The 11,756-nt window shown below is 61.8% G+C and carries 9 protein-coding genes and 1 tRNA gene; 5 read left to right on the top strand and 5 right to left on the bottom strand.

From position 1 onward, the window contains the following. Positions 1 to 440: 440 nt before the first annotated feature. Entirely contained in the window at positions 441 to 1,613 is a 1,173-nt protein-coding gene (locus JWR89_RS23915; protein WP_299720688.1) for an efflux RND transporter periplasmic adaptor subunit, read from the top strand. A 1-nt stretch (position 1,614) separates the two neighbouring features. Further along, the gene (locus JWR89_RS23920) at positions 1,615 to 4,764 is read left to right on the top strand and encodes a multidrug efflux RND transporter permease subunit (protein WP_299720689.1); all 3,150 of its coding nucleotides are present in this window, start codon (positions 1,615 to 1,617) and stop codon (positions 4,762 to 4,764) included. A gap of 157 nt (positions 4,765 to 4,921) precedes the next feature. Here the strand turns inward: JWR89_RS23920 and JWR89_RS23925 are convergent, their stop codons facing one another. Together JWR89_RS23925 and JWR89_RS23930 are read right to left on the bottom strand one after the other, a co-directional pair. After that, positions 4,922 to 5,668, bottom strand: a complete 747-nt coding sequence (locus JWR89_RS23925; RefSeq protein ID WP_299720690.1) for a spermidine synthase — start codon at positions 5,666 to 5,668, stop codon at positions 4,922 to 4,924. Between the two features lie 57 nt (positions 5,669 to 5,725). Then, entirely contained in the window at positions 5,726 to 6,658 is a 933-nt protein-coding gene (locus JWR89_RS23930; protein WP_366143010.1) for a Crp/Fnr family transcriptional regulator, read from the bottom strand. A 24-nt stretch (positions 6,659 to 6,682) separates the two neighbouring features. On the opposite strand from JWR89_RS23930, the gene JWR89_RS23935 reads away from it, so the two are divergent. After that, positions 6,683 to 7,117, top strand: coding sequence for a response regulator (locus JWR89_RS23935; protein WP_299720691.1), 435 nt, complete (start codon positions 6,683 to 6,685; stop codon positions 7,115 to 7,117). Between the two features lie 37 nt (positions 7,118 to 7,154). Here the strand turns inward: JWR89_RS23935 and JWR89_RS23940 are convergent, their stop codons facing one another. The 3 genes from JWR89_RS23940 to JWR89_RS23950 all read right to left on the bottom strand — a co-directional run bounded on the left by JWR89_RS23940 (position 7,155) and on the right by JWR89_RS23950 (position 10,312). Then, positions 7,155 to 7,478: a PilZ domain-containing protein gene (locus tag JWR89_RS23940; protein WP_299720692.1), complete on the bottom strand. Its 324-nt coding sequence runs from the start codon at positions 7,476 to 7,478 to the stop codon at positions 7,155 to 7,157. 9 nt (positions 7,479 to 7,487) lie between these two features. Further along, entirely contained in the window at positions 7,488 to 8,366 is an 879-nt protein-coding gene (locus JWR89_RS23945; RefSeq protein ID WP_299720693.1) for a protein-glutamate O-methyltransferase CheR, read from the bottom strand. 254 nt (positions 8,367 to 8,620) lie between these two features. After that, positions 8,621 to 10,312 (bottom strand): methyl-accepting chemotaxis protein, encoded by a 1,692-nt coding sequence (locus JWR89_RS23950; protein ID WP_299720694.1) that lies wholly within the window; start codon positions 10,310 to 10,312, stop codon positions 8,621 to 8,623. Between the two features lie 539 nt (positions 10,313 to 10,851). Between JWR89_RS23950 and JWR89_RS23955 the strand changes: the two genes are divergently transcribed. Together JWR89_RS23955 and JWR89_RS23960 are read left to right on the top strand one after the other, a co-directional pair. After that, positions 10,852 to 10,925, top strand: a tRNA-Gln gene (locus tag JWR89_RS23955). A 147-nt stretch (positions 10,926 to 11,072) separates the two neighbouring features. Beyond that, a complete protein-coding gene (locus JWR89_RS23960; protein WP_299720695.1) occupies positions 11,073 to 11,369 on the top strand; it encodes a hypothetical protein in 297 nt (98 codons plus the stop codon). Positions 11,370 to 11,756 lie beyond the last annotated feature (387 nt).

Here is an 11,756-nt window from a genome sequence, read left to right on the forward strand (position 1 = left end):
CGTAGCGGATCGGACGAGTCGTTGGCGACGCGGGCAATCAGTCCGGTGATCAATATCTGGCACGCAATCATTCGTCCGTTCAATTCGTCCATTGTCCGCTCCGGCTTTGCTTGTTCGTTCGCCGCGCGATAGCGCGACTGCAGCGGCCGTTGCTATGGCCGAGCCCAGGCGTACTTACAACTCCGGCGCGGCGCCGAACGCTGCTTTCGCCATGCTGAGACAGCCCTGTCTTCGGCCGGATTCCGACCGCGCAAGTTGCACGTCGCAACGACCTATCCGCCTGTCAAACATGAAGTTTTGGCAATGTACGGCGATTTCAAGCAGTCGTGTGTTTACAGCATTGAACCAGCTATTTAATCCGATTGGAGCCGTTCGCTGCCGGCACGGCTTTGCGCGCCTTTGATGAACGACGGTTTCACCAAGCCACTGATCGGATCCCCATGGCCACGCCGAAACGCTCCCGCTGGATTGTCCCGGTCATCGTAGCGTTGGGGCTGGTAGGAGGCTATGCCGCCTGGCGCCATTACGACGGCGTCGGAAAGGCCGAGCAGGCCGCCAGCGCCCAGAAGGCGCGCGGTCCTGCGCCCATCCCGGTGAAGATGGCCTCGGCCGAGAAAACCGACTTTCCGGTATATCTTGCTGGACTAGGTACCGTTCAGGGCTTCAACACCGTCGTGGTGCGCACGAGGGTCGATGGCCAGATCGACAAGATCGCCTTCAAGGAGGGGCAGTTGGTCAAGGAGGGTGACTTGCTCGCCCATATCGACCCGCGCTCGTTCCAGGCGGCGCTCGACCAGGCCAAGGCCAAGAAGGCACAGGACGAAGCCAATCTGGCCAACGCCAACGTCGATCTGCAGCGCTACACCAAGCTCGGCGAGTTCGCGACCAAGCAGCAGACCGACACCCAGCGCTCCACCGTGGCGCAGCTCACCGCGCAGATCGCGGCCGACGACGCCGCGATCTCCAACGCCCAGACCCAGCTCGATTACACCACCGTCAAGGCGCCGATCTCCGGCGTAGTCGGCTTCCGCCAGGTCGATCAGGGCAACATCGTCAATGCTTCGACGCAAACCGGCATCGTCACCATCGCGCAGATCGAACCGATCGCCGTGATCTTCACGGCGCCCGAGCAAAATCTGGTCGATATCAACGAGGCGCAGGCCAAGCAGCCGCTGAAAGTGATGGCGCTGACGACCGACGGCAAGCGCGTCCTTTCGGAAGGCGCGCTGGCGGTGGTCAACAACACCGTCGATACCACCAGCGGTACCATCAGGCTGAAGGCGACCTTTGACAACAAGGACCATCTGCTGTGGCCGGGCCTCTCGGTATCGACGCGGCTTCTGGTGACCACGCTGAAGGACGCCGTGGTGATCCCCGACGACGCTGTTCAGCACGGCGCCGATGGGCTCTACGCCTTCGCGGTCGGCGCCGACAACAAGGCGGAGCTGAGGAAGATCAAGGTCGGCCGTTCGATCGATGGCCGCACGGTAGTCGAGGACGGACTCAGCGCCGGCGACCGGGTGATCACCGCCGGGCAATATAAGGTGCAGCCGGGATCGGTGGTGGCCACGCCTGTTGCGACGTCGGACGCCTCTCCTGCGAAGGCGCAGTAAGATGAAGGACAGCCCCCGCGAGAGCATCTCGGCGCCGTTCATCCGCTACCCGATTGCCACCTCGCTGCTGATGGCGGGAATCCTGTTCGTCGGCCTCGTTGCCTATCCCTTGCTGCCGGTGGCGCCGCTGCCGCAGGTCGATTTCCCGACCATCCAGGTGGCTGCCACCCTGCCCGGCGCCAGCCCGGAAACCATGGCATCGTCGGTGGCTCAGCCGCTGGAGCGACAGCTCGCGCAGATCCCCGGCGTCGCGCAGATGACCTCGACCAGTTCGCTCGGCACCGCCGCGGTGACGATCCAGTTCGACCTCAACCGCGCTATCGATGGTGCTGCCAACGACGTGCAGGCGGCCATCAACGCCGCCGGCGGGACCTTGCCAAAAAACCTGCCGAGCCCGCCGACTTATCGCAAGGTGAACCCGGCGGATTCGCCGATCATGCTGCTGTCGGCGACGTCGGACACCCTGCCGATCACCGAGGTCAGCGATTCCGTCGATGCGCAACTGGCGCAACAGATCAGCCAGATTTCCGGCGTGGCGCAGGTCTCGATCGGCGGTCAGCAGAAACCGGCAGTGCGGATTCAGATCGACCCCGCCAAGCTGGTAGCGAAGGGCTTGTCGCTGGAAGACGTCCGCGCCCAGATCGCCATCACTACGGTGGATAGCCCGAAAGGCAATATCGACGGCGCCACCCGTAGCTACACCATCTACGCCAACGACCAGTTGCCGCAGTCGAAGGACTGGAACGATGTCATCGTCGCCTATCGCAACGGTGGCCCGCTGCGGATCCGCGACGTCGGCCAGGCCGTCACCGGCCCCGAAGACGCCAAGCAGGCGGCTTGGGCCAACGGCAAGCGCGGCGTGTTCCTGGTGATCTTCAAGCAGCCCGGCGCCAACGTCATCGAGACCGTGGACAAGATCAAGGCGGCGCTGCCGCGGCTGGTGGCGGCGATCCCGCCTTCGGTGAAGGTCGATGTCATCAGCGACCGCACCCAGACCATCCGCGCCGCAGTGGAAGACGTGCAGTTCACCCTGCTCCTGACCATCGCGCTGGTCGTGATGGTGATCTTCGTGTTCCTGCGCAGCGTCTGGGCGACCATCATTCCCAGCATCACCGTGCCGCTGGCGCTGCTTGGCGCCTGCGCGCTGATGTGGGTATTCGGCTATACCCTCGACAATCTATCACTGATGGCGCTGACCATTTCGGTCGGCTTCGTGGTCGATGATGCCATCGTCATGCTGGAAAACATTACCCGCTATATCGAGGAAGGCGACACGCCGATGGATGCGGCGTTCAAGGGCGCCGGCGAGATCGGCTTCACCATTGTCTCGATCAGCGTCTCGCTGGTGGCCGTGCTGATCCCGCTGTTGATGATGGGCGGCATCATTGGCCGGCTGTTCCGCGAATTCGCGGTGACGCTCACCATGACCATCTTCGTCTCCTTAGTGGTGTCACTGACGCTGACGCCGATGATGGCGTCGCGCTTCCTGCGCGAGGAGAAGCACGCCAGGCACGGCCGGCTCTACATGATCAGCGAGAGCGCCTTCGATGCGCTGCTGCGCGCCTACACGCGCGGGCTCGACGTGGTGCTGCGCTGGCGGCTGACCACGCTGATGGTGTTCTTCGCCACGCTCGGCCTGTCGGTCTATCTGTTCGTCATTATTCCCAAGGGCTTCTTTCCGCAACAGGACACCGGGCTGATCTCGGCGTCCTCCGAAGCCGCGCAGGACATCTCCTTTGCCGACATGAAGCTGCACCAGGAAGCGCTCGGCAAGATCGTGCAGGCCGATCCCGACGTCGCCAGCGTGGCGATGCAGGTCGGCGGCAGCGGCGGTGCTCTCAACACCGGCCGCATGTTCATCACGTTGAAGCCGCGAGACGAACGCAACGCCAGCGCGCAGCAGATCATCGCGCGGCTGCGGCCGCAGCTCGACAAGGTCGAGGGCGCCCGGCTGTTCATGCAGGCGGCGCAGGACATCCGGCTCGGCGGGCGCGCCACGCGCACCCAGTTCGAATACACGCTGCAGAGCGCCAACCTCGCCGAGCTGAACGAATGGGCGCCAAAAATCCTCGAGCGGATGCAGAAGCTGCCGGAACTGCGCGACGTCGCCACCGACCAGCAGACCAAGGGCACGACGCTGACCCTGACCATCGACCGCGACAATGCCTCGCGGTTCGGTATCCAGCCGCAGTTGATCGACGACACGCTGTATGACGCGTTCGGCCAGCGACAGGTGGCGCAGTACTTTACGCAGCTGAACAGCTACCACGTTATTCTGGAGATCCTGCCGGAGCTGCAGGGCAAGCTCGATACGCTGGACAAGATCTATATCAAATCACCGACGACGGGCGACCAGGTGCCGCTGTCGGCTTTCGCGAAATGGACGACGGTGCCGGTACGGCCCCTGTCGATCAGCCACCAGGGCCAATTCCCCGCCATCACCATCAGCTTCAACCTCGGCCAGGGCGTCGCGCTCGGCCAGGCGACCCAGGCGGTGCAGAATGCGATGCAGGAGATGAATGCGCCCTCTACGCTGAGCGGCACCTTCCAGGGCACCGCGCAGGCGTTCCAGCAATCGCTGGCCACGGTGCCGCTGCTGATCATGGCGGCACTGGTGGTGGTCTATCTGATCCTCGGCATTCTCTACGAGAGCTACATCCACCCCCTGACGATTCTCTCCACCCTGCCCTCGGCCGGCGTTGGTGCGCTCGCCATCCTGATGCTGTTCGGCTTCGACTTCAGCCTGATCGCCCTGATCGGAATCGTGTTGCTGATCGGTATCGTCAAGAAGAACGGCATCATGCTGGTGGACTTTGCCATCGCGGCCGAACGCGACGAGCACCTGTCGCCGGAGGCTGCCATCCGCAAGGCGGCAATCCTGCGCTTCCGCCCGATCATGATGACCACCATGGCAGCGATCCTCGGCGGCGTGCCGCTGATGCTCGGTACCGGCACCGGATCGGAGATCCGGCAGCCGCTCGGCTACGCCATGGTCGGCGGCCTGATCGTCAGCCAGATGCTGACGCTGTTCACCACGCCGGTGATCTATGTGTATCTCGACCAGTTCTCGAACGCGATTTTGGGATGGGGACGGAGAAAGGCGGACGACGAAGAGCCCCGGGCCGTCGCTGCAAAGCAAGCCGCCGAGTGAAGCGGACGAGACCATCCGCGAGTCGTCCCCGCGAAGGCGGGGACCCATACCCGCCGAGGCCGTAGCCTAAGCGCCGTCGCTTCCACGGCGCCAAACATATCTGCAGAATGTATGGTCCCCGCCTTCGCGGGGACGACGTGGAGAGGTCTGGGCTCGACTACGCCGCTGGCGCCTGCTTCGTGCCGACATAGACGGTGTTGGAGACCTCGTCGTCGCCGCCGAGGTTCTCGAAACTCACCACATGCGCCTGCACTGCGCCGAATACGCTGCCCAGCAATGCCTGGAATACTGGCTCGGGCGGATCGTTCGACCACAGCGCGAACACGCCGCCGGGCTTGAGATGATCGGCGAGCCTGCGCAGGCCGGCAGCGGTGTAAAGCACCGCATGGCTCGGATGCAGCAGCTTATCGGGGGCGTGATCGATATCCACCAGCACGGCGTCGAAGCGGCGCCCTGGTGCGGCCGGATCGAAGCTGCCATCTGCCGACGTCGCCATCGTGAAGAAGTCGCCGTGCACCAGCCGGCAGCGCGGGTCGGCGGACAACTCCCGGCCGACCGGAATGAGGGCCGCCTGGTGCCATTCGATCACCTCGTGCAGCGCGTCGACCACGATCAACGAACCGACGCGTTGGTTCGTCAGCACGGCCTGCGCGGTGTAGCCGAGACCAAGTCCCCCGACGACCACGTCGAGCTTGCCCCGCGGTAGCGGATCCTGCGAAAGCGACGAAAGGCCGATATCGGCCAACGCGATCTCGGCGGCGGTGAACGCGCTAGACATCAGAAACTCGTCGCCGAGCTTGATTTCATAGACGTCGACATCCGTCCCTGGCTTGCGCCGACGCCGCAGCGTCAGCACGCCCATCGAGGTCGGGCGGAAATCCAGTTCTTCGAAGAAAATGCTCATGCCGCACCATGCTCACGCCCTGCGCAAAGCGGCAACAGCGAATTTTTGTCGCAGACGTTACGACCTCAGCAGCCGGTCGTGATGCGACCGCACGGTGACGTAGCATTCGCATGCCGCCTTGCGCAGCCGTGCGAGATCGAGGATCTCAATATGGCCGCGGCTGTAACGGATGACGCCGGCATGTTGCAACGTGTTGGCGACCATCGACACGCTGTTGCGCCGCGCGCCGATCATCTGCGCCGACAGCTCTTGGGTCAGCAGCAATGTATCGCTGCGGGACAAGTCGCGTAGTTGCAGCAGGTAGCGCGCCAGCCGCGCCTCGACCCCGTGCGAGGCATTGCACGCCGCGGACTGCTGCGCCTGGGCGAACAGAAAGTGCTCGTGGCGCGTTATGAGATCGCGAAGCGCCGTATTGTGTTCGGCGATTTTTCGAAAACGCTCGACCTCGAGCACTGAGGCGGTGCCCGGCAACTGCACGATCGCATGGTTCAGCGAGATCCGGTCTTCCAAGGCGGCGAACGCCCCCATGATGCTGGTGCGACCGATCATCGCTACCTCGATCATCTCGCCCCCGGCGAGACTTACCACCAGCGAAATCACGCCGCTGTGCGGAAAATACACATGCGTCAGCGGATCGCCGGCCTGCACCAGCACCGCTTCGTGCACCAGATCGACGGCCTGCAGGTGCGGTCCGAGCAGCTCGAAGGCGGCGTCCGGTAGCGACGCCAGCAGATGATTAGTTGAACGCGGCATCGACGTCACGTTGCCCTGCCGATCTGATCCAGGAAGCGCGACTGTCCCAGAAGCCAACGCGGACGCAATCGCAACACCGCCACGATGGTTGGTCTTAACGAATTGGCAAGCGATAATTGTAGTGCCGCCGGCATATGCACGATTCAGTGCAGACATGTTTGCGACGAACGTTCGAAAGTGGCTACCAATAGTGATTCGCCGTTGCGCGTTGGTAGCAGGGTGTTGACGTTCTAACAACTTATTCCAGTGCGGGGGCGCCTCATGAACCGGATTCTGGTTGTCGACGACGATCCGCTGGTATCCTTGTCTATCAAACTGTCGCTTGAGCGTCAGGGGTTCGAGGCGGTGCTGGCCGACGGCGGCGTCACCGGCCTGCATGCGCTCGAAGGCAACAGCTTCGATACGATGATCGTCGATATCTTCATGCCGCACATGCGCGGCTTCGAATCGATCCGGGTGTTTCACCAGCGTGCACCGCTGGTGCCACTGATCGCAATCTCCGGCTACGCCTTCGCGCAGCACAATTCACCTGCACCGGATTTCCTGCGCATGGCGATCGAACTAGGCGCAACGCGCTGCTTGCGCAAACCATTCACGCCTGCTGCGCTGCTCGCTGTGGTAAATGAATGCCTCGCTGAACGCCGGGCGCAGCGCGAGCTCGCCGATATCAATCCGGAAGTGATCCACCTCGATTGAATTTAGTCGGCCTGCAGACCTGCAGGCAACGAACGTCTCAGGCGTCAGCCATGCCTTCGGTTCTTGCAGCAGGCTTCTTGGTCTTGCCGCCCTTCGTGCTGAGGAAGCGAATGTCGATCTCCGCGCCGTTCACCTTCACCAGCTCGCAGCGACGATAGGCCAGACCGGTCGAGGACAGCAGCAGGAAGAACTCTTTCAGATTAAGGCCCTCGATCGATCCTTCCAGCGTCAGTTCGGCATCGTTGGCGGAGACTGCCTTAAGCAGACAGCTGCGGCGCCAAGTGCCGTCGATAGCCATGATCCAGACATTGTAGCCGCGTCCGAAGGTAACGCGCGCCGGTCCTGTGTTTTCGGCTGCCATTCGGTGGTCCTATTTACCAACGCCAGCGGACATCGGCTTCGTCGCAACCATGCCCGGCACGATCGAGGGTGCGGCGCGCATGTCGTTCGGCATGTAGACGCCGCGGCGCGTCGGGCAGACGCGGTACTTGTCGGTGAGGCCGATCACGGTCTCCGCCGCGCCGAGAAACAGGTAGCCGTCGGCTTCACTGACTTTCGCGAGCCGGCCGAAGATGTCGCTCTTGGTCGGCTGGTCGAAATAGATCAGCACGTTACGGCAAAAGATGATGTCGAACTTGCCGAGATGGGTGAAGTCCTGCAGCAGGTTGAATTGCTTGAACTGGACCAGCGATCGGACATCGGCATTGAGCTGCCACATGGTGCCGACCTGCGTAAAATGCTTGACCAGCGACTGGATCGGCAGGCCGCGCTGCACTTCGAACTGGGTATAGAGCCCGGCACGGGATTTCTCCAGCACTTCCGGCGACAGATCGGTGGCGATGATTTCGACGCGCCAGCCGCTCAATGCCGCGCCGAAATCCTTCAGGATCATGGCCAGCGAATACGGCTCCTGCCCTGTCGAGGCGGCTGCACACCAGATCCGCAGGCTGCGCTTGCCGGCGCGTGCCTTGATCATCGCGGGCACCACCGTGTCCTTGAAGTGATCGAACGGCGTCTTGTCGCGGAAGAAGAATGTTTCGTTGGTCGTCATCGCCTCGACCACGTCGTCGATGACCGTTTGCGATCCGCCCTTCATCTTCTGGACGAGTTCGCTGATGCCGGGCACGCCGACCTTTCGTGCCAGCGGTAACAACCGGCTCTCGAGCAGATATTTCTTGTCAGCCGACAACATCAGGCCGGAGCGGTCCTTCAGAATCTTCTGCAGATACTCGTAATCCAGCGGTGTCATGATCTCTTTCTAAGATTAAGCGACTGCGGTTCGCATTTTTCAATGAAACGTCTTTAAATAACACACGCGGAGGTCGTAGTTCCCTTGACGCGAAAGGCACGGCCAGCAATCGTCATCGTTGCAGCAAATGACTAAGAGATCGCCAAGAAGACATTTTGAATTGAAGCGGCCGGCGGGCCGGTGCCGAATCTGGCCATGCGGCGGGTCGCTCGCCGACCTGGCGCGTATCGCGCCAGGTCGGCTCCACGGTTGGATCAGGCCGCGCGAACGGCACTCAGGAACTTGCCGACCTCGACTTTCAACCGGTTGCTGTCGGATGACAGCGACTGCGCCGCCGACAGCACCTGCGACGAGGCCGAGCCGGTTTCGCTGGCGCCGCGCTGCACGTCGGTGATGTTGGACGACACTTCCATGGTGCCCTGCGCCGCCTGCTGGACGTTGCGGGAAATCTCCTGCGTCGCCGCGCCCTGCTCTTCCACCGCCGAGGCGATGGTCGAGGAGATTTCCGACATCCGGCCGATGGTGTCGCCGATTTCCTTGATGGCGTTGACCGACTCCTGCGTCGCCGCCTGAATGCCGGAGATCTGCATGCTGATCTCGCCCGTGGCTTTTGCAGTCTGTTCCGCCAGCGCCTTCACTTCGGAAGCGACCACCGCAAAGCCGCGACCGGCTTCACCGGCACGGGCGGCCTCGATCGTCGCGTTCAGCGCCAGCAGGTTGGTCTGCCCGGCGATGGTGTTGATCAACTCGACCACGTCACCGATGCGGGCGGCGGCTTTTGCGAGTTCACCCACGCGATCGTTGGTCTTGCGTGCCTGATCGACGGCCTGGCCAGCGATCGTCGCCGACTCCTGCACCTGGCGGCTGATCTCGTTCACCGACGAGGCCATTTCTTCGGTGGCGGATGCCACCGACTGCACGTTCGTAGAGGCTTCTTCCGAAGCCGCCGCAACGGCGGTGGTGAGTTCCTGCGAGCGCTCCGCGGTCGCAGTCAGCGTGCTGGCGGAGGCTTCGAGTTCGGTGGAGGCCGACGACACGGTATCGACGATCTGGCCGATCATCGCTTCGAAATCGCGGGTGATGCCATCGACGCGGCGACCGCGTTCGATCTTGGCTTCGGCATCGACCATTGCGGCCTCGTCCGCCGCTTTCTTATCGATCAGCGCCTGCTTGAACACCTGCAGACTGTCCGCCATCGTGCCGATTTCGGTCTTCATGCCCTGGTGCGGCACCACCGCTGTCAGGTCGCCAGCGCCCAGCGCCTGCATCGGCTTGACGATCGAGGCGATGCCCGAAGATACGTCCTTGACCAGGTAGATGCCGACGCCGATGCCGATCACGGCCGAAGCAGTGAGAATGATCGCCAGCAACATAAAGGCGCTGTCGTAACTGTCGCCGGCATCCTTGCCCGCCTGATCCGAACCACGGTTGTTCAGTTCAATGTCGTTGTTGAGGAGAACGTCGGCCTTGAGCCCGATCGGATTGACGGTCTTGGTATTCAGCTCCTGCGCGTCATGGGGGATCTTGCCGACGCTCTTGCGTGACAGATCCATCACATCCAGCGTCCCCTTCTTGTAGGCGTCCCAGAGCTGCGTCCATTCCGTGTAAATGGCGCGCTCCTCGGCCGAGGTGATCACCTTCTCGTACTTGGCGCGGATGGCGGCGTTGCTGGCCACGACCGTCTCCAACGTCTTTTCATTAGCGAGCTTCTCGTCCAGCGTCTCCGACAGCATGTGCTGACGGATCACGTTGCGATAGGTGATGGTACCCGCGCGCAGTTCGCCCAATGCCTTGATGCTCGGCAGCCAGTTGGTTTGGATATCCACCGCATTCGCGTTGATCGCCTGCATCTTGCGAACCGCGAGCAGGCCCATGCCTGTCATGGCGATCAGCAGGAAGGCGAGAACGGTAGTGATTTTGGCGCGAATGGACAGGCTGGCAAGCATGACAAAGTATCCCTCGGTCTTAGACCGTTGGTCCGCAACGTGCGGTGTGGTTGGTGGGGCAATCGATCGACGGTGATGGCTTGATCGGTGAAATCCGATCGTTTTTCACCATCTTCTGAAGCAAAATTCGTGGTTCCAAGTTGGCCCTATTAGGTGAATTGTTCGTAAATCCGGCAGCACGCGAATTCTAAAGGTGCCTCAGCCATAGGGGTTTTCGGAATTTTTGTACCTAAATACCGCGCGTAAGTTCCGCCCAAGATGCGCCGAAAAGACGCACTCCCACAAGTTGTGTAAACAGCAATCAACCGGCTTCTCATCGCACGTTTGAGGTCGGGGCGATTCGCAAGCGCTTCGAGTTCGCCACATGTCCGCAGCGCCGCTGTCTCGCGCAGCGCGAAGGCAGACTGTTCAGATATTGCACTGCCGACGCAGGAGACGCTTGCGCAGGTCGCCGAGGTCGGGCTAGAACCCGGCCAGAACGGGCATTCGCCCCGTCCGGATGATTCCTAACGCGACTTCCCGTAAGTCATTGAATCATTTGGGGAATGGTGTAACGGTAGCACAACAGACTCTGACTCTGTTTGTCTAGGTTCGAATCCTAGTTCCCCAGCCACACTCGAATTTCACCTAACAGATCAAAGACTTCGAACCCGCAGCTTTCGAGAACCGCGGTGGTCCACAACAATGGTCCACACGAAGTTCGAATGGCGTCCGGTCGGTACCTGCGGCGGCGTGGTCATACGTGGGTTTCTCGCTTCAGATGGCCGCACTTGCCGCTTGCCATATCTCGGGCAAGCTCATTGTGAGCCTGGAAACCCGTGACTACCGGTGCGCCGGCATCGGGCCCGCGTTCTCAGGCCTGGGGCTGGCGGGCCTCATGACCCGGTTTACCCCGTCCAAGGCCAAAAGCGAGGCGGAGGGATTGGTGCGGCAAAGGATCGACGCCGCCTTATGGCGTCAAGCAGCTCGCCTTGCGGGAATCGACGGGTTTTCTTTTCTGGAGCCGGACGAGATCAAACAATGGACCGGCAGGACGCCATCGAGTTCGACGGGCTGATGCGCATTGGCGAAAGTACCGGCGAGCAGAACGCGAAAATCGCGCAAGCGCCCGGTCCCGACCACTGATCGCGCTACAGAGAAGCGCGATGGAAGCGGAGCCAACGCGTTTCACTGATCTGTTCGAGGATTCTCGACAAGTTTACGCAAGGCGAGATCGACTAGAACCGATTGGCGCGCCGCTATCGCGGTTTCGTGGACCGCAGAGTTCATCTCACCAACTCCGGAATCGACATGGACCTCCCGATATTCCTCGGCCGACCTTTCATCACGTGATAGCGGTCTATTCATCGGCACAATCCCGCGTCTGACCGTATAGGCAATCGATTCGAGACTGGCCTCAACCGCCAAGCGTGTTCTTGTAAACTTTGCCGTCCTTCATGATGAT

Source organism: Tardiphaga sp., from assembly GCF_028290785.1.
Taxonomy (GTDB): Bacteria; Pseudomonadota; Alphaproteobacteria; order Rhizobiales; family Xanthobacteraceae; genus Tardiphaga.

Bases quoted from the DNA above. Each gene is read 5' to 3' on its own strand.
- JWR89_RS23915 (WP_299720688.1), top strand. From the start codon at position 441: ATGGCCACGCCGAAACGCTCCCGCTGGATTGTCCCGGTCATCGTAGCG.
- JWR89_RS23920 (WP_299720689.1), top strand. From the start codon at position 1,615: ATGAAGGACAGCCCCCGCGAGAGCATCTCGGCGCCGTTCATCCGCTAC.
- JWR89_RS23925 (WP_299720690.1), bottom strand. From the start codon at position 5,668: ATGAGCATTTTCTTCGAAGAACTGGATTTCCGCCCGACCTCGATGGGC.
- JWR89_RS23935 (WP_299720691.1), top strand. From the start codon at position 6,683: ATGAACCGGATTCTGGTTGTCGACGACGATCCGCTGGTATCCTTGTCT.
- JWR89_RS23940 (WP_299720692.1), bottom strand. From the start codon at position 7,478: ATGGCAGCCGAAAACACAGGACCGGCGCGCGTTACCTTCGGACGCGGC.
- JWR89_RS23945 (WP_299720693.1), bottom strand. From the start codon at position 8,366: ATGACACCGCTGGATTACGAGTATCTGCAGAAGATTCTGAAGGACCGC.
- JWR89_RS23950 (WP_299720694.1), bottom strand. From the start codon at position 10,312: ATGCTTGCCAGCCTGTCCATTCGCGCCAAAATCACTACCGTTCTCGCC.
- JWR89_RS23960 (WP_299720695.1), top strand. From the start codon at position 11,073: ATGGCCGCACTTGCCGCTTGCCATATCTCGGGCAAGCTCATTGTGAGC.